Raw genomic sequence first — 23,075 nt, forward strand, 5'->3', positions numbered from 1 at the left:
GTTATCGGTAAATGTCTGCACTGGCGTGCATATTGCCGTTGCTGCCGGGCTCACGGATTAACATCACGTGGTAATAGGTTGCGCCCTGGGCATCGGTCTCTTCATTTAGTGCCTGATCTGCTTCGCTTTCAGTGGCGAAATTATGATTGATATAGATTACGCCTAAGCTTTGCACATCATCCATGTTCCTGGCCTGCCGGCCGTCTATTTTGATGGCTGCCATCGCGTTTGCACTGAGCAAAAGCGCAGCCATAATGGCTAATGCGATTTTTTTCATGATATGCGCTCCACGACTGCGTGCTGTGAGAGAGGGGATACTCCTTCTTTAATTCAGGTGTTCTCTGATTAAAGTGTAATCATTCATACGGCGGGGATGCGTGACCATTTCTGATGCAGTTGTTCAAAAAAACAACGCTTCCTGGTGTGTTCAATTTTAAATCACCCACTTAGACCCGCTTTACGCTTTGTGCGAATTATTTGTGCAATCAGCTTGAGTTTCCAGGGGCGCGCAAGTATTATGACGCGTCAATTTTTCAGCCGACCTTTAACACGTTCCTTGCCTCCCCGGGCCTCGGCTGACCCAGACAGGAGGCTGAATAATCCGTAAGGAGCAATTCGATGCGTCATTACGAAATCGTTTTTATGGTCCATCCTGACCAGAGCGAACAGGTTCCGGGTATGATCGAGCGTTACTCTGCTGCCATCACTGGTGCAGAAGGTACGATCCACCGTCTGGAAGACTGGGGCCGCCGTCAGCTGGCTTACCCGATCAACAAACTGCACAAAGCACACTACGTTCTGATGAACGTTGAAGCGCCGCAGGAAGTGATCGATGAGCTGGAAACTACCTTCCGCTTCAACGATGCCGTTATCCGCAGCATGGTTATGCGTACCAAAAACGCAGTTACCGAAGCATCTCCGATGGTTAAAGCGAAAGACGAGCGCCGTGAGCGTCGCGATGATTTCGCAAACGAAACCGCAGATGATTCTGATGCTGGGGATTCTGAAGAGTAATTTCTGATGACCAACCGTCTGGCGTTGTCCGGCATCGTATGCAGGGCTCCCCTTCGAAAGGTCAGTCCATCAGGAATTCCGCATTGCCAGTTCGTGCTTGAGCATCGTTCTGTGCAAGAGGAAGCCGGGTTTCACCGGCAGGCGTGGTGCCAAATGCCCGTTATTATTAGCGGACACGAAAACCAGGCCATTACTCACAGTTTAACGGTCGGTAGCGCAGTAATCGTTCAGGGGTTCATCTCTTGCCACAAGGCAAAGAACGGCCTGAGCAAAATGGTTCTGCATGCCGAGCAGATTGATTTGATAGATTCTGGAGACTAGCCATATGGCACGTTATTTCCGTCGTCGCAAGTTCTGCCGTTTCACCGCGGAAGGCGTTCAAGAGATCGACTATAAAGATATCGCAACGCTGAAAAACTACATCACCGAAAGCGGTAAGATTGTCCCAAGCCGTATCACCGGTACTCGTGCAAAATATCAGCGTCAGCTGGCTCGCGCTATCAAACGCGCTCGCTACCTGTCCCTGCTGCCGTACACTGATCGTCATCAGTAATCGGGCACGGTCCATTAATACGACTTTAAGAGGATAAGGTAATGCAAGTTATTCTGCTTGATAAAGTAGCAAACCTGGGCAGCCTGGGTGATCAGGTAAACGTTAAAGCGGGTTACGCTCGTAACTTCTTGGTTCCACAGGGTAAAGCTGTTCCAGCTACTAAGAAAAACGTAGAGTTTTTCGAAGCACGTCGTGCTGAACTGGAAGCCAAACTGGCTGACGTTCTGGCGGCTGCTAACGCTCGCGCTGAAGCAATCAACGCACTGGGCACCGTTACCATCGCGTCTAAAGCTGGCGACGAAGGTAAACTGTTCGGTTCCATCGGTACCCGCGATATCGCTGATGCAGTGACTGCAGCAGGCGTTAAAGTGGCTAAGAGCGAAGTTCGCATGCCGAACGGCGTTCTGCGTACCACTGGTGAGCACGAAGTTGACTTCCAGGTTCACAGCGAAGTGTTCGCTAAACTGGTTGTTAACGTTGTAGCTGAGTAATTTTTTACTCTGCTCACGTTGAAACGCCGGCCTTGTGCCGGCGTTTTGCTTTTTAAAGAACCAGGTCTTTAACGCGCCCGGACAAAACTGCCGTCCGGCTGGCGGGTAAACAGCACCTGCTGACCATTTCCTGTATCAATCGTTAAGCCTGTCACCACACCGCTGGCATTCTGGCGAATCTGTACCATCTGACCATTCTGCAGGTTACTGAGCGGCTTACCCGCACCTTCCACTTTTGCCATGGCATACACGTCAGTCGGCGGCAGGTTGTGATCGCGGAAAAGCTGCGCCAGGGTTTTACCCGGCTCGACGCGATAGGAGCGCCACTGCTGCTCAATGCCCGTAGGCTGCTGAGCCTGCTGCTCTACCGGGGCGGAGGTTTGAGCCTGATCTTCCTGGACGGGTTCCGGTTCAACCGGCGCGACCTGACCCGGATCGTTCGAAGGGGTCACCAGCTGCGTTTGCATCGGCTGTGCATCAGGCTGCGGCCGCGTTTGCGACTGAATATCCAGTTGTGCATTGCGGGTGACAGGGGCGGTATCGACATCATCACCGCCGGAAGGAAGCAGGAAGCCCACGATCACCATCAGCGCACCAATGATAATCCCTCTGCGATGCAGAGGAGGCAGCGGGTCCATAATGCGAAAATTGTCCGGCGCCTGCCAGATTTTCGCCAGGGTAGGTTTCAGTTCAAATCGCCCGGGCATGGCTCTCCTCCTGCTCCGCGTCTTTTTTATCCTGTGCATCGAAGTATAGTTTGCTAACTGCCTGAACGGCGTAGCAAACCCGACATCCGTGACATCAGTTCGGGATTAATCCTGGTTGTCTCTATTGTTTCTGTTTCGTCGCGGTTTGTCACCTTAACTTCAGACAAAGTTTTACCCATAAGGGCATGGCTGCTATGCTGCCCGCTACTTTAAATGTGATGGAAGGAAAACCCATGACCACCCCGACTTTTGACACTATCGAAGCGCAGGCAAGTTACGGTATCGGCTTGCAGGTAGGACAGCAGCTGAGCGAATCCGGCCTGGAAGGTCTGTTACCAGAAGCGCTGGTGGCGGGTATCGCTGACGCGCTGGAAGGTAAACAGCCCGCTGTTCCGGTTGACGTTGTACACCGCGCACTGCGTGAAATTCATGAACGTGCTGACGCTGTGCGTCGCGCGCGTTTCGAAGAGATGGCGGCCGAAGGCGTGAAATATCTGGAAGAGAACCGTGAGCGTGAAGGCGTGAACAGCACCGAGTCTGGCCTGCAGTTCCGCGTGATCAACCAGGGCGACGGCGCAATCCCGGCACGTACCGACCACGTTCGCGTACATTATACCGGTAAACTGATCGACGGCACCGTGTTTGACAGCTCCGTGGCGCGTGGCGAACCGGCAGAATTCCCGGTCAACGGCGTGATCGCAGGCTGGATTGAAGCGCTGACCCTGATGCCAGTTGGCTCCAAATGGGAACTGACTATTCCGCACAACCTGGCTTACGGCGAGCGTGGTGCTGGCGCATCCATCCCGCCATTCAGCACCCTGGTATTTGAAGTCGAGCTGCTGGAAATCCTGTAATCGACTTTTCTTATTTCCTCTCTCCGTTCGGGGAGAGGAAAATAGTGATAAAACCTATAGTTACGACGTTATCAATATTTTATCTTGCAAACGAAACTTTTGCGTGTATTTTTGTGAGCTGTTTCGCGCTGTATGAGTGATATGACACTCACTTTCAACATATTATTAACATAATATCTAAATCATAGTATTCATCCCGCCGATTCTTACCTAATATCGATAAGCCCTTACAAGGGGAACGTCATCTTTTGACGTATTTAAAGGCCAGAAGAGCCTTAACAACACAGACAGGCATAAACAGGAAAAATTACATGGTAGATCAGGTCAAAGTCGCCGCTGCAGAAGAGGCGACGTCTGAACAGTCGCTACGGCGCAATCTCACAAACCGTCATATTCAGCTTATCGCCATAGGTGGGGCCATCGGGACCGGGCTGTTTATGGGGTCAGGCAAAACCATCAGTCTTGCCGGGCCGTCGATCATCTTCGTTTATATGATCATTGGTTTCATGCTGTTCTTCGTGATGCGGGCAATGGGTGAATTGCTGCTCTCGAACCTCGAATACAAATCCTTCAGCGACTTCGCGTCTGACCTGCTCGGACCATGGGCAGGCTATTTCACCGGCTGGACCTACTGGTTCTGCTGGGTTGTTACCGGTATGGCGGACGTCGTGGCGATTACCGCCTACGCACAGTTCTGGTTCCCGGGACTGTCAGACTGGGTGGCCTCGCTGGCGGTTATCGCTTTGCTGCTGAGCCTCAACCTCGCCACCGTAAAAATGTTCGGTGAGATGGAGTTCTGGTTCGCGATGATCAAGATTGTCGCTATCGTGGGGCTGATTGTTGTGGGCCTGGTGATGGTACTGACGCACTTCCAGTCGCCAACCGGCGTACAGGCATCATTTACCCATCTGTGGAATGACGGTGGCTGGTTCCCGAAAGGCATCAGCGGCTTCTTTGCCGGCTTCCAGATTGCGGTGTTCGCGTTTGTGGGCATTGAGCTGGTGGGAACCACGGCGGCCGAAACTAAAGATCCCGAGAAGTCTCTCCCGCGCGCCATTAACTCGATTCCGGTTCGTATCATCATGTTCTACGTCTTCGCGCTGATCATCATTATGTCCGTGACGCCGTGGAGCTCCGTGGTGCCGAGCAAGAGCCCGTTCGTTGAACTGTTTGTGCTGGTAGGGCTGCCCGCTGCGGCAAGCCTGATTAACTTCGTCGTGCTGACCTCTGCGGCGTCGTCCGCGAACAGCGGCGTGTTCTCAACCAGCCGTATGCTGTTTGGTCTGGCGCAGGAGGGCGTGGCGCCGAGCGCCTTTGCGAAACTGTCTAAGCGTGCGGTACCGGCGAAAGGGCTGACTTTCTCCTGCATGTGCCTGCTGGGCGGCGTGGTCATGCTCTACGTGAACCCAAGCGTGATTGGCGCGTTCACCATGATCACCACGGTCTCTGCAATCCTGTTTATGTTCGTCTGGACCATTATCCTCTGCTCGTACCTGGTGTACCGCAAACAGCGTCCACACCTGCATGAGAAGTCGATCTACAAGATGCCGCTGGGCAAGCTGATGTGCTGGGTGTGCATGGCGTTCTTCGTGTTCGTGCTGGTGCTGCTGACGCTGGAAGATGATACCCGTCAGGCGCTGATTGTTACGCCGCTGTGGTTTATCGCGCTGGGGCTGGGCTGGGTGTTTATCGGTAAGAAACATATGGCTGGCATGCGTTAAGCATGTTGCCGGGTGGCGCTGACGCTTACCCGGCCTACGTTCGAGGACGTTGTAGGCCCGGTAAGCGCTAGCGCTACCGGGCTTTTTTATTTATCAGCTAATGCCCGCGGGAACAACACGTTGTTCTCAAGACTGATGTGTTCCATCAGGTCATCGATCATCTCGTTAATGCCGTTGTACATCGCTTTCCAGGTGGTGCACGCCTCTGGCGGCGGTGTGACGTTGTGGGTGGTGTGTTTGATCACTTCCAGCAGTTCGCCCGCATCATCATGCTCGCTTTCCATCACGCTAATCGGACCCATTGCCTGGCTGCCCATTCCCTGTTTAATCATCGGGAAAAGGATCTGTTCTTCTTTCATCATGTGGCTGGAAAGCTCTTCGTGCAGCATGGTCAGATATTTCGCCAGACCGCGGGGTACGGAAGGTTTGTCAGCATGTACGCGCTCGACTTTGGTCGCCTGCAGGATCAGCTCCGGCAGTTGCTCCCGGTGGCGATCGTGGTAACGCACAATGATGTGGTCGATGATTTCTGCGAGCGGGGCGGTACGCCAGTCTTTATCAACAGGCTGTTCGGCCAGTTGCGCCAGCTCTGCTTCAATCACCTCCACATCCAGCTCCTTACGTGAGGCCGCTCGCGCGAGGGTTTGCTTACCGCCGCAGCAGTAATCCATATCGTATTTACGGAACAGCGCAGAAGCGCGAGGGATGGAGAGCGCCAGCTCGCCGAGGGGTTGGTCGCGAAAGGCCATAGCAGTTACCTCGTCATCAAGAATATAAGATGCATTTTAAATGCATCTTTATGGCGGCGCTATAACCCTTTAGAGGGAAGGGTAAAAGTGAGACGTAAGTCACAAAAAAATTATCCGGGTTAACGCCCTGAATGGATTCAGGAAAGTGGTTTAGAAAGTTTTTAAAGGTGGAGAAACAGTAAACAACCCGCCTTGCCTGCCGATATATCCACGTCAGACAAACCTGCATATAACAAAGGCAACGTATGTTTAAACGTATAAAAGTTATTACTCTTCTTATTTCGGTGCTGCTTGTGCTCGGCATCATGCAAGTGATTTCCGCGGGGATCTTTATCAACGCGCTGAACAACGATAAAGACAATTTCACCGTGTCGCAGCTCTCCAGCAAGAATGTGGCGGAGTTTACCGATGCGTGGATCAGCCTGAACCAGGCGCGCGTGACGCTGAACCGTGGGATGCTGCGTCTGCAAAGCAGCATGGCTTCGCAGATTAATGGTGGTCAGCTCAATGAGCTGGTCAACACCGCGAAAAATCTGCTGGCTGATGCGCAGGTCCATTACGATAAATACTATGCCCTGCCGAATACGCCGGGCCTGGACGAGAATCTGGCGAAGCGACTGGAGGAGCAATACCGTATTTACTCCTCAACGCTGACGCAAATGAACGTGCTGCTGAGCCAGGGCAATCTGGAAGACATGTTCAAGCAGAACGCTGAGCAAAAACAGACTGCGATGCAGGCGGTTTATCGCGAGTGGCGCGAAGCACAGGCAACGCTTACCGATAAAGGCATCCAGGACAATGAAAGCGACTACAAACGCATTCTGTGGATCCTCTCTGCGGTAATGCTGTTGGTCATTGTGGTGATTATTTCCAGCTGGATCGCCATGCGTCGCGTGCTGCTGCTGCCTCTGGAAGAGGTGATCAACCATATTCGCGCCATTGCGGCAGGGGACTTAACCCAGCCGATTCAGGCTGACGGTAAGAACGAAATGGCGATCCTGGCGCGCAACGTGCATGAGATGCAGACCTCGCTGGCGAATACCGTTGGCGTGGTGCGTGAAGGTGCCGACACCATCTACACCGGAGCCGGTGAAATTTCTGCCGGGAGTAACGACCTTTCTTCCCGTACTGAGCAGCAGGCGGCTTCCCTGGAAGAAACGGCAGCCAGCATGGAACAGCTGACGGCCACCGTGAAGCAGAATGCCGATAACGCCCGTCAGGCTTCCCGTCTGGCACTGGATGCCTCCTCAACGGCGAAGAAGGGCGGGAACGTGGTGGAAGGTGTCGTGCGCACGATGGACGAAATCGCCACCAGTTCCAGTAAAATTGCGCAAATTACCAACGTGATCGACGGTATTGCTTTCCAGACCAACATTCTGGCGTTGAACGCGGCGGTAGAGGCTGCGCGTGCAGGTGAACAGGGCCGTGGCTTTGCGGTGGTCGCAGGGGAAGTACGTACCCTCGCCCAGCGCAGTGCCCAGGCGGCGAAAGAGATCAAAGCGCTGATCGACGATTCCGGCGAGCGCGTGAACGCCGGCTCGCAGCTGGTTAACGAAGCCGGGGCGACGATGGCGGAGATCGTCAATGCGGTCACCCGCGTGACGGACATTATGGGCGAGATCGCCTCAGCCTCTGACGAGCAGAGCCGCGGTATCGACCAGGTGGGCCAGGCGGTGGCTGAAATGGATCGCGTGACCCAGCAGAACGCCTCGCTGGTCGAGGAATCTGCGGCCGCGGCGGCCGCGCTGGAAGATCAGGCTGCACGCCTGAATGACGCGGTGGCGGTGTTTAAAATTACCCGTAATCAGGCGGTCAAAGCCGCGCCGGTGAAAACCTACGTGCCGAAAGCGCAGCCCGCAGCGAGCGTGCCTGAAGCGAACTGGGAAACGTTTTAACCTGGTGCCGGGTGGCGCTGACGCTTACCCGGCCTACAAAATCGCTCCGTGTAGGCCGGGTAAGGCGTAGCCGCCACCCGGCAAAAATCACACTTCTGATGCTGACACAACCCTCGGTTTTTCCGGCTTCGCTCTCACCGCCATCACCACCCCAACGACCAGCAACACAATCCCACAGGCCGTTAATACAGGCGGTACGCTCTGGCGCATCAGGAAGGTATAAAGCAGCCCGGCCAGGGTTTCGAAAACAATCAGCGGCCCCAGGATCACCGTTGGCAGTTTCTGGCTGGCAATGTTCCAGCACAGCGCGCCCACCCAGGAACACAGCACCGCAATCGCCACCATCAGGGCAACAAATACCCACGGTCTGGGTCCGAAGGGCTGGGCGAAATCGGGCTGTTGATGGCCTAACCAGAGGCACGCCCCAACATATCCCAGCAGTGAAACGGGCAATGTGACCAGGGCCTGAGCCGTCGCCCACATCATCGGATGCTTGTCCGGGTTCTCACGCAGCCAGCGCGCATTGCGCAGGGCATACCATGCCCAACACGCCACGGAAACGAACGCCAGCAGAATGCCGGAGCCGTAACGCCACAGATCAAAGTCCTTCAGCCCATTACGCAGCTCGGCAATATTGACGCATATCAGCCCTACGGCGGTACACAACAGCGCAGGCACCATTTTTGGCCACGTCAGTTTGCCATCGCGGTGGCTATAGAGCAGGTTAGCAAAGATGGGGATGACAACCGGCAGTGTGCCGATAATCATGGTCGAGACCGGGGCCCCGGTGCGTTGAATGGCACTCGCCAGGCAAACGTAATAGATGAGGTTGCCCATCATGGTCAGCGCCAGCGCGGTGCGCCAGTCCTGACGGCTAAGCTGACGCAGGCGCGCGCGTCCCAGCCATGCCAGAGGTAAGGCTATCAGCCCCAGCGCCAGATAACGTCCGGTCGACTGCAGTATTGCCGGGTATTCGGGCACGATCAGCGGGCCAACAAAAATCAGCCCCCACATCATCCCTGCCAGCAGGGCATACAACACGCCACTAATCATTTTTCCATCCCTATTGCTTCACGTTGCGCTCAGTGTAGGAAGGGCAAATGCGCGCGTATTGTATGAGATTGCGCATTACCGCCGGGTGACCTGCTTCTGGTAGCGCACGGGCGTAATGCCGTAGCGGCGGGTAAATGCCCGGGTCAAATGTGACTGGTCGGTCAGCCCCGTCGCCGCAGCGACCTCAGCTGCGGGCATGCCGTGGGTGAGGAACGCTTTGGCGCGCCACAGGCGGATAGCCATCAGCATCTGGTGCGGCGTAACGTGGAAATGGGCTTTGAACTGGCGCTGAAAATGATACGGACTGAGCGAAACGACGTTGGCCAGCTCATCGAGCGTCAGGGAGTGCATATAGTTGTCATGCAGATACTCGCGCACACGTTCGAAGCGGTGCGCACCTTCCTGAACCACCGGCGCGTGATGGGCCAGGGGCTGAAAGGTCTCAATCAGATCCAGCAATAATCCTTTTTGCGCCAGCGGATCGTCCGTATGCCACAGGCCGTAGATGAGCCTGCCGATTTGCTGCGAGCGATGGGGGTCAAAACGGGTCACCTCGCTGAACCACCAGTGCCGGAGGCCGGTTACCTCTTCCAGCAGATCGGGTTCGATATAGACCATCCGGTAGCGCCAGCCGCCTTCGGTGGCTGATTCCCCGGTGTGGATCTCGTCCGGGTTCATGGTAACGACGGATTTCTCCGGCGCGAGGTGCTGGGTACCGCGATAGCGAAAACGTTCGGCACCGGTTTCAATCGTGCCGATCCCGAAGGCTTCATGGGTGTGAGGCTCAAAGGCGTAGCGGGATATATGCGCGTGATAGAGTTCGATGCCCGGCACCTGCGCCAGATGGCGAAAGCGCGCGCTGTCTCTCTCATCAATGAACTGTTCCGGTACGCCTTGCACGTTGAGCCTCCTCGTGGTCATCGCTTCATTATCAGAGATGACCCGAGGGGATGCCACAAAAAATAACCAATCCGTAACAATTACAGAATGGCTTTAATGCTCTCCGCCAGCGGTGTGGTCGGGCGGCCGATCAGTGTGCTCAGGGTATGGCTGTCGTCAAACAGGCCGCCTTTGGATGCACCCACGTCGGAGTCCGCGAGCATATCCGCCAGCCCCGCAGGCAGACCCACCCCCTTCAGCGCGGCGGCAAAATCGGCTTCGCTGAGATTCTGATAGGTCACCGGCTTCCCGCTCTGCTTGCTCAGCTCAGCCGCCAGCTCGCTCAGCGTCCAGCCGTGGTCGCCAGCCAGTTCGTATACCTTGCCAGCATGACCCTCTTCAGCGATCACTTTGGCTGCGGCGGCGGCGTAGTCTGCACGGGTGGCAGAGGCAATTTTGCCTTCGCCTGCCGCACCTATAAACACGCCATGCTCAATCGCCGGTGGCGCGCTTGCCAGATAGTTTTCGGTATACCAGCCATTGCGCAGCAGGGCATAAGGAATGCCGGACGCCGCCAGCGCTTTCTCCGTCTCGACGTGTTCAACGTGCAGGCCCAGCGGGGAGCGATCCGCATGCAGCAGGCTGGTGTAGGCGATGAATTTCACGCCAGCGGCTTTGGCGGCGTTAATGACGTTCTGATGTTGGGTTGCACGCTGGCCGACTTCGCTGGAGGAGATCAGCAGCAGCTTATCCACGCCGCTCAGCGCGGCGGTGAAGGCGGCTTCGTTCGTGTAATCCGCCTGACGAACTACAATTCCCTGCTGGCTTAAGGCGTCGGCTTTCGCCGGGTTACGGACAATGGCGACAATCTCGTTTGCCGGAACCGTTTTCAGCAGTTCTTCAATAACGTATTGGCCAAGCTGGCCGGTAGCGCCGGTAATCGCAATCATGATGAATCTCCTTCGTGTTTGTCTGGTGTTATGGCACACTAGCACCATAGCTAACTTTTAGTAAGTACGTACAAAAAGGTAAGTATGAAAACAACGATACCGACACTCAGCGAACAAATGCGCGATGGCAACCTCTTTGCGGAACAGTGTCCTTCCCGGGAGGTGCTCAAACACGTTACCAGCCGCTGGGGCGTGCTGATTCTGCTGGCCCTGCGTCAGGGAACGCATCGCTTCAGCGATCTGCGCCGCAAAATGGGCGGGGTAAGCGAAAAGATGCTGTCCCAGTCGCTTCAGGCGCTGGAGCAGGACGGGTTTGTCGATCGCGTGTCATATCCGGTTGTGCCGCCGCACGTAGAGTATAGCCTGACGCCGATGGGGATTGAGGTCAGTGAGAAAGTGGCTGCGCTGGCGGACTGGATTGAGGTGAATACGCCGAAGGTGATGGCGAATCGGGACGATCGGGTGGCGTGACATGCCGGGTGGCGGCTTCGCCTTACCCGGCCTACCCGATCTCGTAGGTCGGGTAAGCGAAGCGCCACCCGACACAATCACCGCGACTTGCTTAGGTCAACCTGATAAATCGCGAAGCCAATATCATCGGTCGCCACCTTCTTCATCGGATACTGCGCCTTATCCTTAATGAACGCGGCGGCCTTATCGGACGGTGACGTTTCAAAGCGGATATCCAGTTTCGTATCGCTGTGGATCGGTGCCAGGCGCCAGTTGTTATCCACGGCCGGGTGAATTTCGCCCGCCTTCTTCGACTCAGCACTGATCCACGCCGCCAGTACCGAGCGGTTTTCGTCCGGTGAAGCAAAGGCGATGTGGTTATCTCCCGTACCGGCAAACTTACCGCCATAGGCGCGGTAGTTATTGGTTACCACCAGGAAGGTGGCATTCGGATCGATCGCCTTACCGTTGAAGGTCAGGTTTTTGATGCGCTCGGCCTGCGGGTTAATGGCCTGGCACTCGCCGTCATATTTCGCGGGTTGGGTAACGTCAATCTGATAATTCACGCCATCGATCACGTCAAAGTTATAGGTTCGGAAGCCATCCCAGTTAATCAGCGACTGCGGTTTACTGCTCTTCGGATCGATCTGGTTAAACTGTCCGGCAGAGCACTCCAGCCATTCCTTCACTTCTTTACCCGTCGCTTTCACCACCACCAGCGTGTTCGGATAGAGATAGAGATCGGCGGCGTTACGGAACGTCAGCTGGCCTTTCTCAACTTCGACATAGCTTGCCGGGTCGTTCTTACGCCCGCCAACTTTGAATGGCGCAGCGGCAGACAGCACCGGCAGTTTTGCCAGATCCGGATCGCCCTGAACAAAGTGTTCGGCATAGGCCTTCTGCGCCATGTTGACGACCTGAACGGTTGGGTCATCCTGCACCAGCGCCAGGAAGCTATACATATTATCGGCGGATTGGCCGATCGGCTTGCTGACGAATTCGCGGGTGGCGTCGTGATCGTGCTTCAGCACGTCGACCAGTTTTTTATCTTCAGCGGCCAGTGATTTTTTAGCCGCAGCGTCGTAAATCGGACGCGCCTCTGCTTTTGACTGAGTGACCTTCCAGCTGCCGCCATCGTTATTGAGTACCAGATCCACCACCCCAAGGTGGTCGCCCCACATGCCCGGCATCACCGACGGCACGCCATTGAGCGTCCCTTTCTCGATGTCTGCGCCCTTAATGCTGGCAAAGTCCTTACCCGGGAAGACCGCGTGGGCGTGGCCGAACAGGATCGCATCGACGCCCGGGACTTCACTCAGATAATAAACGGAGTTTTCCGCCATGGCCTGATACGGGTCGGCGGAGAGTCCCGAGTGCGCAACCACCACCACCAGATCTGCCCCTTTTTCGCGCATTTCCGGCACGTATTTGCGCGCAGTTTCGGTAATATCGTTAACGGTCACTTTACCGGCGAGGTTGGCTTTATCCCAGGTCATGATTTGCGGTGGCACGAAGCCGATATAGCCGATTTTAAGCGTCTGTTTTTTACCGTCCTGATCGACAACCTCGGTCTCTTTAATCAGATAGGGGGTAAAGAGCGGCTTCTGCGTCTTAACGTCGATGATGTTGGCGTTAACGTAGGGGAATTTTGCGCCAGCCAGCGCATCGTGCAGGTACTTCAGGCCGTAGTTAAATTCGTGGTTGCCCAGGTTGCCGACGGCATAATCCAGCGTATTCATCGCCTTATAAACGGGATGGATCTCGCCTTTCTTTAGCCCCTTCGCGGCCATGTAATCCCCGAGTGGACTACCCTGAATAAGATCGCCGTTGTCCACCAGCACGCTATTTTTCACTTCACCCCGCGCGGCATCGATCAAACTTGCCGTGCGGACCAGACCGAATTTTTCGGTAGGGGTATCTTTGTAGTAATCGAAGTCCATTATGTTGCTGTGCAGATCGGTCGTTTCCAGAATACGCAGATCTACCGTCGCCGCCTGCACGCTCGCTGCAATCAGCGTCGCCAGAAGCGTTGCACTAAACTTAATCATCAGAGGAGTCCTTTTTTCGATCCATGCCACAAAAGAGTATGTATCTATAGCGTGTTGCTTACAGAAATGTGAATCCTGACAGAAAAAAGCGTACTGAAACCGGAATTGCTTCACAGATAGCGGAATTGTTCACATTACGATATAACTAAAACAATGAGTTAACCTCACTGCGTTAACAAAGAGGTGGAGAATGCTAGATAAAATTTGTCAACTCGCACGGGATGCGGGGGATGCCATCATGCAAGTGTATGACGGTGCAAAACCGATGGAGGTCGTCAGTAAAGCGGACGACTCCCCGGTCACGGCGGCGGATATCGCTGCGCATAAGGTCATTATGAACGGTTTACAGGCGCTGACGCCGGACATCCCCGTTCTGTCTGAAGAAGCGCCGCAGAGCTGGGATGAACGCCAGCACTGGCAGCGCTACTGGCTGGTCGATCCGCTGGACGGTACCAAAGAGTTCATCAAGCGCAACGGGGAGTTCACCGTTAATATCGCCCTGATTGAGAAGGGAAAAGCGGTGCTCGGCGTGGTTTACGCCCCGGTGATGAAGGTGATGTACAGCGCGGCGGAAGGTAAAGCCTGGAAGGAGGAGTGCGGCGTTCGTAAGCAGATCCAGGTGCGCGATGCGCGCCCACCGCTGGTGGTGATTAGCCGCTCGCACAGCGACAGTGAACTGCAGGAGTACCTGCAGCAGCTGGGGGAGCACCAGACGACGTCGATTGGTTCATCGCTGAAATTCTGCCTGGTGGCGGAAGGACAGGCGCAGCTTTATCCGCGCTTTGGGCCGACTAACGTCTGGGATACGGCGGCAGGGCACGCGGTTGCTGCGGCCGCCGGGGCGCATGTTCATGACTGGCAGGGCAAGCCGCTGGACTATACCCCGCGTGAATCCTTCCTCAACCCCGGCTTCCGCGTCTCGATTTATTGAGCCAACAGCTTGTGCAGCAGGGCGACGACCTGCTGCACCTCTTCCTGGGTCAACGCGCCGTCTTTCACCCACTGGACGCGACCTTCCTTATCCAGCACGATAATCGCGGAACTCTCTTCCTCCAGCTGCCAGGCCTTACGGGTGACTCCGTTGCTGTCGACGATAAACTGCGACCACGGATAGAGCTTCTTATTACTCTCAAGGCTTGAACGCACAAACATCCCGGAGCCGGGAATCGCGTCATCGGTGTTCACAATCGTGGTGGTCTGGTAGCGATCGTGCGGGAATTTTGCGGCCTTGATCGCTTCCACCAGGTTGGCATTTTTCTCTTTTGCAGATGTACGACCGGCAATATGTTGTACAACTCTCACTTTGCCTGCGAGCTGCGCGCTATTCCAGGCTTTATAGCTAAACTTATCATTGTCGAGAATCAATTCTCCCCGGTCAGCAATGCCGACTGGCGGGACGCGTTGTCCTTTTTCAATGTTGTGAGCGCAAGCCCACAGGGGCAGCAGCAGACAAGCTGCTGCAAGGATGTTACGTAGGGTCATGGCGTTTCCTTATTGTTTGCAGGTGATCCGACCACTTGGTCTTACGCTTTTAATCATAAGTGCGATCAATGTGGTTTTCCCGCAATCCCAATGCCAGTTTGCGGGTGAACGCACATATCCATGAAAAAACGACGGCTTATACTGCTCTCAGTCACGCTTTGCAAAGATTATTCTGAATAATTGTAATCAAACGGTAAATAAACTTATGCACACTGGGTAACACCGTAGTTCTGGTCTATAGTCATTGGGCATCAAAATTTGCGCTCAGGACAGTCGGGCCGATTGTGGCACCGCAAGAGCGTATGATTCGCAGGAGATACAAGAATGAAAATTTTCCAACGCTACAACCCGCTTCAAGTGGCGAAGTACGTGAAGATCCTGTTCCGTGGACGGTTGTACATCAAGGATGTTGGCGCTTTTGAATTTGATAAGGGCAAGATCCTTATCCCAAAAGTGAAGGACAAACAGCACCTGTCTGTGATGTCCGAAGTCAACCGTCAGGTTATGCGTCTGCAAACTGAGATGGCTTAACCAACGTGCTATGCAGTAGTTAAAAAGACGGCTCCCAATGGGAGCCGTTGATGTATATGGGGCTTACGCCGACACCTTCTCTTCTGCGTCAGGCATCCGCGGCACCAGCACGGTCGGTTTGTTGTCAATGCGCGTCACCAGCAGCTGGTCGATGCGGTAGTTATCAATGTCCACCACCTCAAACTTGTAGCCGGAGAACTTCACCGAATCGGTACGTTTCGGGATTTTGCGCAGCATAAACATCATAAAGCCGCCGATGGTTTCGTAATTACCGGACTGCGGGAACTCGTCGATGTCCAGCACGCGCATGACGTCTTCAATCGGTGTACCGCCATCAATCAGCCACGAGTTATCGTCACGCTGAACAATCTGCTCCTCCAGCCCCTGGCCCACCAGGTCGCCCATCAGCGTGGTCATCACGTCGTTCAGCGTAATGATCCCCACCACCAGCGCGTATTCGTTCATGATGACGGCGAAGTCTTCCCCGGCGGTTTTGAAACTTTCCAGCGCTTCCGAGAGCGTCAGGGTGTCTGGCACGATCAGGGTGTTGCGGATCTGCACGCCGCTGTTGAGCGCCAGGCTCTGGTTTGCCAGCACGCGGTTGAGCAGGTCTTTGGAGTCGACGTAACCGATGATGTGGTCGATATCTTCATTACAGACCAGGAACTTAGAGTGCGGATGCTGTGCCACTTTGTTCTTCAGGCTCTGCTCATCCTCATGCAAATCGAACCAGATAATACTTTCACGGCCCGTCATGGAAGAGGGCACGGTACGGGATTCCAGTTCGAATACGTTCTCAATGAGTTCGTGTTCCTGCTTACGCAGCACCCCGGCCAGCGCGCCAGCTTCCACCACCGCATAGATGTCGTCAGAGGTGATGTCGTCTTTACGCACCATGGGCAGCTTGAAGATGCGGAAAATCACGTTTGCCAGGCCGTTGAAGAACCATACCAGCGGACGGAACACGAACAGGCAGAAGCGCATCGGGTTGATGATACGCAAAGCCACAGCTTCTGGCGCAATCATACCGATGCGTTTCGGGGTCAGGTCAGCGAAGAGGATGAACATGCCGGTAACCAGCGTGAAGGAGAGGATAAAGCTCAACTGCTCGGCCAGTTCGGCGGACATGTACTGCACAAACAGGCTGTAAAACGCTGGCGAAAACGCCGCATCGCCCACGATACCGCCGAGAATGGCGACCGCGTTCAGGCCAATCTGCACCACGGTGAAGAAGGTGCCGGGGTTCTCCTGCATTTTGAGAATGCGGGAGGCGTTGATGTTGCCTTCATCAGCAAGCAGCTTCAGTTTGATTTTACGGGAGGCGGCCAGCGAAATCTCCGATATCGAGAAAAATGCACTGACGGCAATCAGACAAAGTATTACTAAAATACTGTTTAACATAGTTTATCCGGCTTCTCGCCAGATCCTCAGAAGGGGAATTGATACCATTTGTGTGAAAACACGTAGAACGTCAGCCCGTAGCGTTGAGCTGATTATTTCAGCGGGTAGTATAGCGTAAAGAGAAGTAAATCTGCCAGAGGTCACATTTTGGCATAAAAACAGACCGGACAGTGGAGTGCTGCCCGGTCTGCGCGGTTATTTCACGGGAGATAAATGGGCGCTTCCCACCGTCTGTCGTGTGGCGTCGCCTCCCCACACCTGGTCATACTCGTATCCGGTTAACTGCTTGATGATCACCCGAGTCCTGGCGTCGCAGTCGCGGTAATCTCCGCCCAGTTTCCGCCGGGCAATCTCCTTGAGGAGCAACTTATGCGTCTCGCGGGTGAGCTTAAACTTGTAGGTAGTGAAGAAACTCACCGCCAGAAGCGCCGCGGTGGCGAAAATCATCAGGCCGATAATGGCCCCCAGCGCGCTTTCCGGTTGTGCGCCACTGCCTTTCACGAAACCGGACTCCTGCAGCACCAGACCAATAATCATGATGGCAATAGCCACGGTACTTTTGCGGGTCAGGACCATCACACCGGCAAAAATCCCTTCGCGGCGCTGCTGCGTCACCATCTCGTCGATATCCGGAATGAAGCTGTAGATATTCCACGGAATGTAGTAAAGGCCGGAGCGGGCGGCACCCAGCAAGATAAAGACCGCCGAGAACAGCAGCGTCGGCACCTGCGTTTCGGTAAGGTAGACCGTAAACAGGAATACCAGCACGCAGAAAATACAGCCGTAGGAGAGGCGGAGCGCGGCGGAAGGAGTCACATTCAGCCGATTCAGCAACAGCATAAACCCGTACGTGCCCGGCACCGAGGCGAAGGCCGCAATGCTCAGCCAGCCAGATACCGCCGCCGCATCCTGGCTCAGGCAGTACACGACATAATAGGTAAAGACCGAACCGAATACGTCCATCGCCGTAAACGAAAAGATATAAATAATGATATGCAGCCGGAACGCGCGAATGCGGAATGAAGAAAAGAGATCCAGAACCAGATATTTCAGGTGATTGAGTATCCCGCTGCTGCGCTGGTTATCCACTTTAAAATCGGACTCCTGCTGCACATCTTTGGCTTCCCAGGTGGTGTACCAGGTAATAAATACCGCAATGCAAAATACGCAGGAAAATATCAGTCCGGTAAGGGTATAGGTAAACGGATTATCTTTACCCGTGAACTGCATAATGACGCCGGGGACGGAAACCGCAAGAAACCCCCCGAGCTGAGAGCAGATCATGCGCACACCGGAAAGGCGGCTACGCTCTTCATAGCGGTTTGTCATTTCCGCTGCCAGCGTTTCCCACGGGACCAGCACCATCGCCGACAGCAGTTCAATCGAGAGATAGGTGCCCAGATAGTACCAGTAGCCCATGTCCGTCATCCACAGCAGGGCATACAAAAACATGAGCGGTGAGCTGAGTAATAAAAAGAAGCGGCGGCGGCCAAATTTACGTCCGAGCCAGGTATCACCGAAATTATCGGTGACGTATCCCATAATGGGGCTGAGGAGTGCGTCAATAACGCGGGCAATGGCGAATATTGAACCCGCTTCAATCACTGAGAGTCCGCAATAGGTGGTGTAAAAAAAGAGCAGCCAGGTGCCGATAATGGCAAAAGCGCCCCCGCCAAACAGATCGGTTACGCCGTAGCCAAGCGCTACGCCGTAACCAACTCTACGTTCAGTTGGTTTGACCATAATAATATCCAATGTAGGGTAATGATTAACCTGTGTTTCAGGTCGTTTTTTTATTTACTGCTGGACGACACATTACGTTCTAATTATTGATATCTATCCATTTTCTTAATTGAGATGAGCGATAAAGGGCCTCCACAAGGGTGAGTGATTTCCCGGCAGCATGGATATCGGTGTAGTCCGTTTCCGGGTGATGAATGGCATGATAAAAACGGCGGATCGCCTGCTGGTGTCCCAGCCCCCAGTAGCTTTTGACCGAGCCGTCAGGAGAATCATCGGTTGCCAGCTTACGACGTTCGCCCGGGGTGATGCGCCAGAGCACGTTGTCATTGAGCAGCAGCGAACCCCGTTCGCAATGGATCTCAAGCCAGAGGGGGGAATCCGTGGTATTGCAGTTGCTGGCATAAAACAGGCCACGCGCGCCGTTAGCAAAGTGCAGCGTCGCCATTGCGCTGTCCTCCCCTTCGGTTACGTCCGCCAGCTCACCGCTCTCCACCACGCCTTTCAGGCGCGTGACCCCGCCGGCGAACCACTGCATCAGGTCGAGGGTATGGATCGCCTGGTTGATCAGCAGACTGCCGCCTTCCGTTGCCAGCCGTCCACGCCACGGACTTTCGGTGTAATAGGCGCCCGACCGCGACCACGTCAGCACCGCTTTCATGCCGAGCATCTTCCCCAGCTCGCCCTCGCTTAACTCCTGTCGGATGCGCAGGCTGGTGGGATTGAGCCGGTTCTGATAGCAAACGCCGAGCAGGCCCGGCGCCTGGTCGACGGCCTGGACGATATCGCCGAATTCACTGCTGTTCATCCCCACCGGTTTTTCGCAGAACACATGCTTCCCGGCGGCGAGCGCCGCCAGAATCATACGTTTATGCTCGAAATGCGGCGTACAGATATGGACCACGTCGATGGCATCATCCAGCAGCATTTCCCGGTAATCCTGATAAAAACGGCACTGATAGGCCATCGCCAGCGTCAGTCCTTTAACGCTGTCGATGTCCACCAGCGCGCGCAGCGCGACGTTGGGGATCTGGCGTAATGCATTCACATGGCAGCGGTGAATCGCGCCGGCACCGATAACCGCTGTGTTCAGGATCGTCATCGTTGCCTCCCGTTATGCCGTCGCGTTGGCCAGCATCTGAGCCTTCACGCAAAGCTCCGCCGCCTTGAAGGCGTGCGCCTGCGTCATGGCGTTTTCGGTCCGGTGCAGGCAGTCGAGGATCAGTTCACCAAAGAACGGGAACCCGACCTGCCCGGCGACGGGATAACGGAATTCTCCCTCCTTGTTCACCAGATAAACCACATCCTGCTCGCCGCGGGTTAAATCGACATATTTGCGGATTTCGATATAGCCTTCGGTGCCGAGCAGGGTCAGACGACCGTCGCCCCACGTTGACAGCCCGTCTGGCGTAAACCAGTCGCAGCGGAAATAGCCGCTGGCACCGTTTTCCCCTTTCAGCATCGCGTCGCCGAAATCTTCGAAGGTGGGATACTGCGGGTGTTTAACGTTGCGAACCTGGCTTGCCACCACCGAGGCGTCGCTGTTGCCGGTATAAAAAAGGAACTGCTCAATCTGATGGCTCCCGATATCGCAGAGAATGCCGCCGAAGTCGCGACGATCGTAGAACCACTCCGGACGACCGGTCCCTTCCCGATGTGGGCCGGTTCCCAGGGTTTGCACGACGCGGCCAATCGCGCCCTGCTGCACCAGTTGTCCGGCAAAGACCGCGCTCTCTACGTGCAGACGCTCGCTGTAATACACCGCGTATTTCTTCCCGGTTTGCGCCACCATTGCTTTGGCATCGGCCAGCTGTTCAAGGGTGGTGAGCGGCGCTTTATCCGTGAAATAGTCCTTACCTGCGGCCATCGCTTTCAGCCCCAGCGCACAGCGCCCGGACGGGATGGCCGCACCCGCCACCAGGCGCACCTCGTCGTCGTTGAGTATCACGTCCAGCGACGCCGCCACGTTGGCCTGCGGATATTGCTGGATGAATTTATCCACTTTCGCCGGGTCGGGGTCGTACACCCATTTCAGCGTGGCGCCGGCTTCAATCAGGCCGTTGCACATGCCGTAAATATGACCGTGGTCGAGTGCGGCAGCGGCAAAAACAAATTCACCTTCCCGGACAACCGGCTGCGGTTTACCTACCGGGGCATAGTTCATTCCGTCTTTCTTGTTCATGATGACATTCCTCAATCCAGATCTTTTCCCAGGGGGATGGCACCGACTTCGCTGAAGTTGGCCACGCTTGCGGACTTCTCATAAAAACGGGGGGCGAGGGCGTTCGTCCCGCCGGTACGGTAAAACGGGTCATCGCGCTGAATCGGCAGCGGGACGACGGTGCGGGTAATGGCTGATTTATAAATTGCGGTAATCAGTTCGAGGGAACGCTTGCCCTGCAGGCCATCCACTAACGGTGCCGTGCCGTGCTCAATGGCATAAAGCAGGTCGTTAATCTGCCCGTTGTGTAGCGTCCATTCGAGTTTGCGGGTGTCGTGAAAAACCGCGTTGAGTTGCGCTTCTCGCGGCAGATCGTGGCTTTCCTGTGGGAAGCCGTTATCGGCGCTGACGCTGGCAAAGGCCTGCCACGGCGCGGAGATACGCGCTTTATCGCCCTGAATGATGATTTTCTGATCTTCCCCGTGGTGCACCACCGAGGCGGTAAGCTGCGTGAGCGCGCCGTTCGGGTATTTGAAGATCGCGGCGCTGAGGTCTTCCACCTCGGCATTGTCGTGCGCCACGTTGGTCATCATTGCCACGACCTCCGACGGGAAGCCGAGCATCCACTGGATGGCGTCGATATGATGTACCGCGTGGTTAAGCGTGCAGCCACCTCCCTCTTTTTCCCAGGTGCCACGCCACCACAGGTCGTAATAGCAGTGTCCGCGCCACCAGAACGAATCCACCTGCGCATGGCAGATTTTTCCCGCGAGGCCGGAATCCAGCGCTGCTTTTAAGCGCCAGAAAGCATCGGTAAAGCGGTTCTGAGCGATGATGGAGAGCGTTTTACCGCTGGCCTGCTGTGCGGCGATCATCGCGTCGCACTCTTCCAGCGAGGCGGCCATCGGTTTTTCGCACAGCACATGGCACCCCGCGCGCAGGGCATCAATGCTGATCTCCGCGTGAACATAGGGCGGCGTACAGACATCGACGATGTCCACATCGGGCTCTGACGCCAGCATCTGCTGGTGGCTTGCGTACACGCGGGCATCCGTCAGGCCGTAGCGTGCTTTTTTCTCGTGGGCTTTTTCCGGGTAGATATCGACCAGCGCGACGATCCGGCAACGCTGACCAAACTGCAAATAGCCCTGAATATGGTTATGCGAGATATTCCCTGTTCCCACGATAGCGACATTTAACATCGTGTTTCTCCGCTGTTACCAGCTGCCAGAGGCGTCCAGCGTGATGCTGGCGGTCTCTTTAGCCACTGAGGTGCTAATACGCTGCTGAAGCAGGCGCAGATACTGTTTCTCATTGAGCGGCAGGTCGACCCAGTCGTCTGTCCAGGTGGAGAGGTGCATGGCATTGGAAAGCGTAAGCCCGCGGATCCCTTCCAGGCCCGGCGCAATCAGCGGCTCGCCGCGTAAAATGGCGGCAGAGAAATTGGCGGTAATAACGTGATGTTCGCTGCATTCCGGGGCGACGGGGATGGAGACCTCCCAGCATTCGGGTTCACCAAAACCGTTTTGCCAGCGGGCATTGAAGGCGGTTTCGGATTCACGTAACCGCCAGTAGCGCAGTTTCCCCTCTTCGACGACCACCTTGCCGCGGTCGCCAACGATTTCCAGGCGGTTGGTCCCCGGTGTTTCCGCGACGGTAGTGATAAACACGCCCGTCGCGCCATTGGCGTACTCCGCATAGGCGGTGACCTCGTCTTCCACTTCGATATCGCGATGTTTGCCGAACTGGCAAAACGCGCGCAGACGGACCGGCATTCCGACCAGCCACTGCCAGAGATCGAGCTGATGCGGATCCTGGTTGAGCAAGACGCCGCCACCTTCCCCTTTCCAGGTGGCGCGCCAGCCGCCGGAGTTGTAGTAGCTCTGCGAGCGATACCAGTTGGTGATGATCCAGTTGGAGCGGCGGATCTCGCCCAGCTCGCCGCTGTCGATAAGGTCTTTTACCTTCTGATAAAGCGGGTTCGGGCGTTGGTTGTACATGATGCCAAACACCACGTCGCAGTCCCGGGCGCAGGTGTTCATCTCCTGCACCTGAGCCGTGTATACCCCCGCCGGTTTTTCACACAGGGTGTGAATGCCGTCGCGCATCGCCAGCATCGACAGGCGCGGATGCTCGTAGTGCGGCGTCGCGACAATCACCGCGTCGATAAGCCCGCTCTGGATCATCTCCTGGGCGTCACTGAACACGGGGAGATTGCCGACCAGCTGGCGAATGGCCGGGTGCTTTTCCGGTGCATTATCGCAAACCGCCGTCAGGCACGCGTCGCTGACCGTACCCGCCAGTAAATAGCGCGCGTGGACCGTGCCGATATTACCTATTCCAATAATGCCAAAACGTACCTTATCCATGTCACACCTTAATTTCTGTTGAAAAGA

Annotated in this window: 24 protein-coding genes; 10 read left to right on the top strand and 14 right to left on the bottom strand. The window is 55.4% G+C overall.

What is annotated here, in order from left to right; all coding sequences use genetic code 11:
• Position 1 precedes the first annotated feature (1 nt).
• A complete protein-coding gene (gene yjfY / locus AAER43_RS02030) occupies positions 2–277 on the bottom strand; it encodes a DUF1471 family protein YjfY (RefSeq protein WP_014882245.1) in 276 nt (91 codons plus the stop codon).
• Positions 278–618: 341 nt separating this feature from the next.
• Here yjfY and rpsF point away from each other — a divergent pair, with 341 nt between their 5' ends.
• The 4 genes from rpsF to rplI are packed head-to-tail and all read left to right on the top strand — an operon-like array spanning position 619 to position 2,058.
• The gene (gene rpsF, locus AAER43_RS02035) at positions 619–1,014 is read left to right on the top strand and encodes a 30S ribosomal protein S6 (protein ID WP_014068637.1); all 396 of its coding nucleotides are present in this window, start codon (positions 619–621) and stop codon (positions 1,012–1,014) included.
• Between the two features lie 6 nt (positions 1,015–1,020).
• The gene (priB, locus tag AAER43_RS02040; protein WP_008502895.1) at positions 1,021–1,335 is read left to right on the top strand and encodes a primosomal replication protein N; all 315 of its coding nucleotides are present in this window, start codon (positions 1,021–1,023) and stop codon (positions 1,333–1,335) included.
• A gap of 4 nt (positions 1,336–1,339) precedes the next feature.
• Complete coding sequence (gene rpsR, locus AAER43_RS02045; RefSeq protein WP_000135199.1) at positions 1,340–1,567, top strand: 30S ribosomal protein S18; 228 nt, start codon at positions 1,340–1,342, stop codon at positions 1,565–1,567.
• Between the two features lie 41 nt (positions 1,568–1,608).
• On the top strand, positions 1,609–2,058 hold the full coding sequence (gene rplI / locus AAER43_RS02050) for a 50S ribosomal protein L9 (protein ID WP_006810372.1): 450 nt from the start codon (positions 1,609–1,611) through the stop codon (positions 2,056–2,058).
• A 68-nt stretch (positions 2,059–2,126) separates the two neighbouring features.
• On the opposite strand, the gene AAER43_RS02055 is transcribed toward rplI, so the two are convergent.
• Complete coding sequence (locus tag AAER43_RS02055; protein ID WP_032637673.1) at positions 2,127–2,765, bottom strand: OapA family protein; 639 nt, start codon at positions 2,763–2,765, stop codon at positions 2,127–2,129.
• Between the two features lie 233 nt (positions 2,766–2,998).
• On the opposite strand from AAER43_RS02055, the gene fklB reads away from it, so the two are divergent.
• Together fklB and cycA are read left to right on the top strand one after the other, a co-directional pair.
• Positions 2,999–3,619, top strand: a complete 621-nt coding sequence (gene fklB, locus AAER43_RS02060) for an FKBP-type peptidyl-prolyl cis-trans isomerase (RefSeq protein WP_008502892.1) — start codon at positions 2,999–3,001, stop codon at positions 3,617–3,619.
• A 311-nt stretch (positions 3,620–3,930) separates the two neighbouring features.
• On the top strand, positions 3,931–5,340 hold the full coding sequence (cycA, locus tag AAER43_RS02065) for a D-serine/D-alanine/glycine transporter (protein ID WP_050861800.1): 1,410 nt from the start codon (positions 3,931–3,933) through the stop codon (positions 5,338–5,340).
• Between the two features lie 86 nt (positions 5,341–5,426).
• On the opposite strand, the gene ytfE is transcribed toward cycA, so the two are convergent.
• Positions 5,427–6,089 (bottom strand): iron-sulfur cluster repair protein YtfE, encoded by a 663-nt coding sequence (ytfE, locus tag AAER43_RS02070; RefSeq protein ID WP_023331865.1) that lies wholly within the window; start codon positions 6,087–6,089, stop codon positions 5,427–5,429.
• Between the two features lie 245 nt (positions 6,090–6,334).
• Here ytfE and AAER43_RS02075 point away from each other — a divergent pair, with 245 nt between their 5' ends.
• Positions 6,335–7,984, top strand: a complete 1,650-nt coding sequence (locus AAER43_RS02075; RefSeq protein WP_050861801.1) for a methyl-accepting chemotaxis protein — start codon at positions 6,335–6,337, stop codon at positions 7,982–7,984.
• Positions 7,985–8,071: 87 nt separating this feature from the next.
• On the opposite strand, the gene AAER43_RS02080 is transcribed toward AAER43_RS02075, so the two are convergent.
• The 3 genes from AAER43_RS02080 to AAER43_RS02090 form a co-directional block, all read right to left on the bottom strand.
• The gene (locus AAER43_RS02080; RefSeq protein ID WP_050861802.1) at positions 8,072–9,037 is read right to left on the bottom strand and encodes a DMT family transporter; all 966 of its coding nucleotides are present in this window, start codon (positions 9,035–9,037) and stop codon (positions 8,072–8,074) included.
• 75 nt (positions 9,038–9,112) lie between these two features.
• Positions 9,113–9,937, bottom strand: a complete 825-nt coding sequence (locus tag AAER43_RS02085) for an AraC family transcriptional regulator (protein ID WP_047027131.1) — start codon at positions 9,935–9,937, stop codon at positions 9,113–9,115.
• Between the two features lie 80 nt (positions 9,938–10,017).
• Positions 10,018–10,866: an SDR family oxidoreductase gene (locus AAER43_RS02090; protein ID WP_014882252.1), complete on the bottom strand. Its 849-nt coding sequence runs from the start codon at positions 10,864–10,866 to the stop codon at positions 10,018–10,020.
• Positions 10,867–10,950: 84 nt separating this feature from the next.
• Here AAER43_RS02090 and AAER43_RS02095 point away from each other — a divergent pair, with 84 nt between their 5' ends.
• Entirely contained in the window at positions 10,951–11,337 is a 387-nt protein-coding gene (locus AAER43_RS02095; RefSeq protein WP_050861803.1) for a helix-turn-helix domain-containing protein, read from the top strand.
• Positions 11,338–11,414: 77 nt separating this feature from the next.
• On the opposite strand, the gene AAER43_RS02100 is transcribed toward AAER43_RS02095, so the two are convergent.
• Complete coding sequence (locus AAER43_RS02100; protein WP_050861804.1) at positions 11,415–13,364, bottom strand: bifunctional 2',3'-cyclic-nucleotide 2'-phosphodiesterase/3'-nucleotidase; 1,950 nt, start codon at positions 13,362–13,364, stop codon at positions 11,415–11,417.
• A 190-nt stretch (positions 13,365–13,554) separates the two neighbouring features.
• Between AAER43_RS02100 and cysQ the strand changes: the two genes are divergently transcribed.
• On the top strand, positions 13,555–14,295 hold the full coding sequence (gene cysQ, locus AAER43_RS02105; protein ID WP_014882255.1) for a 3'(2'),5'-bisphosphate nucleotidase CysQ: 741 nt from the start codon (positions 13,555–13,557) through the stop codon (positions 14,293–14,295).
• On the opposite strand, the gene AAER43_RS02110 is transcribed toward cysQ, so the two are convergent.
• Positions 14,289–14,846, bottom strand: coding sequence for a YtfJ family protein (locus AAER43_RS02110; protein WP_014882256.1), 558 nt, complete (start codon positions 14,844–14,846; stop codon positions 14,289–14,291). The genes cysQ and AAER43_RS02110 overlap by 7 nt on opposite strands.
• A 324-nt stretch (positions 14,847–15,170) precedes the next feature.
• Here AAER43_RS02110 and AAER43_RS02115 point away from each other — a divergent pair, with 324 nt between their 5' ends.
• Positions 15,171–15,377, top strand: a complete 207-nt coding sequence (locus AAER43_RS02115) for a DUF1107 domain-containing protein (RefSeq protein ID WP_003856054.1) — start codon at positions 15,171–15,173, stop codon at positions 15,375–15,377.
• A 63-nt stretch (positions 15,378–15,440) separates the two neighbouring features.
• Here the strand turns inward: AAER43_RS02115 and AAER43_RS02120 are convergent, their stop codons facing one another.
• From AAER43_RS02120 to AAER43_RS02145, 6 genes are all read right to left on the bottom strand, one after another.
• Entirely contained in the window at positions 15,441–16,778 is a 1,338-nt protein-coding gene (locus AAER43_RS02120) for a hemolysin family protein (protein WP_023338945.1), read from the bottom strand.
• A 195-nt stretch (positions 16,779–16,973) separates the two neighbouring features.
• Positions 16,974–18,521, bottom strand: a complete 1,548-nt coding sequence (locus tag AAER43_RS02125) for an MFS transporter (RefSeq protein WP_014882258.1) — start codon at positions 18,519–18,521, stop codon at positions 16,974–16,976.
• 79 nt (positions 18,522–18,600) lie between these two features.
• Positions 18,601–19,620: a Gfo/Idh/MocA family oxidoreductase gene (locus AAER43_RS02130; protein WP_047027136.1), complete on the bottom strand. Its 1,020-nt coding sequence runs from the start codon at positions 19,618–19,620 to the stop codon at positions 18,601–18,603.
• Positions 19,621–19,632: 12 nt separating this feature from the next.
• A complete protein-coding gene (locus tag AAER43_RS02135) occupies positions 19,633–20,700 on the bottom strand; it encodes a Gfo/Idh/MocA family oxidoreductase (protein WP_050861805.1) in 1,068 nt (355 codons plus the stop codon).
• An 11-nt stretch (positions 20,701–20,711) separates the two neighbouring features.
• Positions 20,712–21,881: a Gfo/Idh/MocA family oxidoreductase gene (locus AAER43_RS02140; protein WP_047343859.1), complete on the bottom strand. Its 1,170-nt coding sequence runs from the start codon at positions 21,879–21,881 to the stop codon at positions 20,712–20,714.
• A 15-nt stretch (positions 21,882–21,896) separates the two neighbouring features.
• Entirely contained in the window at positions 21,897–23,048 is a 1,152-nt protein-coding gene (locus AAER43_RS02145) for a Gfo/Idh/MocA family oxidoreductase (protein ID WP_050861806.1), read from the bottom strand.
• Positions 23,049–23,075 lie beyond the last annotated feature (27 nt).

The sequence above is a fragment of the Enterobacter sp. FUJ80071 genome (assembly GCF_038739915.1).
GTDB lineage: Bacteria > Pseudomonadota > Gammaproteobacteria > Enterobacterales > Enterobacteriaceae > Enterobacter > Enterobacter kobei.

What these genes read in the sequence shown, in the direction of transcription:
- ytfE (WP_023331865.1), bottom strand. Translation starts at nt 6,089, where the DNA reads ATGGCCTTTCGCGACCAACCCCTCGGCGAGCTGGCGCTCTCCATCCCT.
- rpsR (WP_000135199.1), top strand. Translation starts at nt 1,340, where the DNA reads ATGGCACGTTATTTCCGTCGTCGCAAGTTCTGCCGTTTCACCGCGGAA.
- AAER43_RS02080 (WP_050861802.1), bottom strand. Translation starts at nt 9,037, where the DNA reads ATGATTAGTGGCGTGTTGTATGCCCTGCTGGCAGGGATGATGTGGGGG.
- AAER43_RS02090 (WP_014882252.1), bottom strand. Translation starts at nt 10,866, where the DNA reads ATGATTGCGATTACCGGCGCTACCGGCCAGCTTGGCCAATACGTTATT.
- cysQ (WP_014882255.1), top strand. Translation starts at nt 13,555, where the DNA reads ATGCTAGATAAAATTTGTCAACTCGCACGGGATGCGGGGGATGCCATC.
- AAER43_RS02145 (WP_050861806.1), bottom strand. Translation starts at nt 23,048, where the DNA reads ATGGATAAGGTACGTTTTGGCATTATTGGAATAGGTAATATCGGCACG.
- AAER43_RS02115 (WP_003856054.1), top strand. Translation starts at nt 15,171, where the DNA reads ATGAAAATTTTCCAACGCTACAACCCGCTTCAAGTGGCGAAGTACGTG.
- AAER43_RS02130 (WP_047027136.1), bottom strand. Translation starts at nt 19,620, where the DNA reads ATGACGATCCTGAACACAGCGGTTATCGGTGCCGGCGCGATTCACCGC.
- AAER43_RS02055 (WP_032637673.1), bottom strand. Translation starts at nt 2,765, where the DNA reads ATGCCCGGGCGATTTGAACTGAAACCTACCCTGGCGAAAATCTGGCAG.
- priB (WP_008502895.1), top strand. Translation starts at nt 1,021, where the DNA reads ATGACCAACCGTCTGGCGTTGTCCGGCATCGTATGCAGGGCTCCCCTT.
- AAER43_RS02075 (WP_050861801.1), top strand. Translation starts at nt 6,335, where the DNA reads ATGTTTAAACGTATAAAAGTTATTACTCTTCTTATTTCGGTGCTGCTT.
- AAER43_RS02110 (WP_014882256.1), bottom strand. Translation starts at nt 14,846, where the DNA reads ATGACCCTACGTAACATCCTTGCAGCAGCTTGTCTGCTGCTGCCCCTG.
- yjfY (WP_014882245.1), bottom strand. Translation starts at nt 277, where the DNA reads ATGAAAAAAATCGCATTAGCCATTATGGCTGCGCTTTTGCTCAGTGCA.
- AAER43_RS02100 (WP_050861804.1), bottom strand. Translation starts at nt 13,364, where the DNA reads ATGATTAAGTTTAGTGCAACGCTTCTGGCGACGCTGATTGCAGCGAGC.
- rplI (WP_006810372.1), top strand. Translation starts at nt 1,609, where the DNA reads ATGCAAGTTATTCTGCTTGATAAAGTAGCAAACCTGGGCAGCCTGGGT.
- rpsF (WP_014068637.1), top strand. Translation starts at nt 619, where the DNA reads ATGCGTCATTACGAAATCGTTTTTATGGTCCATCCTGACCAGAGCGAA.
- AAER43_RS02125 (WP_014882258.1), bottom strand. Translation starts at nt 18,521, where the DNA reads ATGGTCAAACCAACTGAACGTAGAGTTGGTTACGGCGTAGCGCTTGGC.
- cycA (WP_050861800.1), top strand. Translation starts at nt 3,931, where the DNA reads ATGGTAGATCAGGTCAAAGTCGCCGCTGCAGAAGAGGCGACGTCTGAA.
- AAER43_RS02140 (WP_047343859.1), bottom strand. Translation starts at nt 21,881, where the DNA reads ATGTTAAATGTCGCTATCGTGGGAACAGGGAATATCTCGCATAACCAT.
- AAER43_RS02135 (WP_050861805.1), bottom strand. Translation starts at nt 20,700, where the DNA reads ATGAACAAGAAAGACGGAATGAACTATGCCCCGGTAGGTAAACCGCAG.
- AAER43_RS02095 (WP_050861803.1), top strand. Translation starts at nt 10,951, where the DNA reads ATGAAAACAACGATACCGACACTCAGCGAACAAATGCGCGATGGCAAC.
- AAER43_RS02120 (WP_023338945.1), bottom strand. Translation starts at nt 16,778, where the DNA reads ATGTTAAACAGTATTTTAGTAATACTTTGTCTGATTGCCGTCAGTGCA.
- fklB (WP_008502892.1), top strand. Translation starts at nt 2,999, where the DNA reads ATGACCACCCCGACTTTTGACACTATCGAAGCGCAGGCAAGTTACGGT.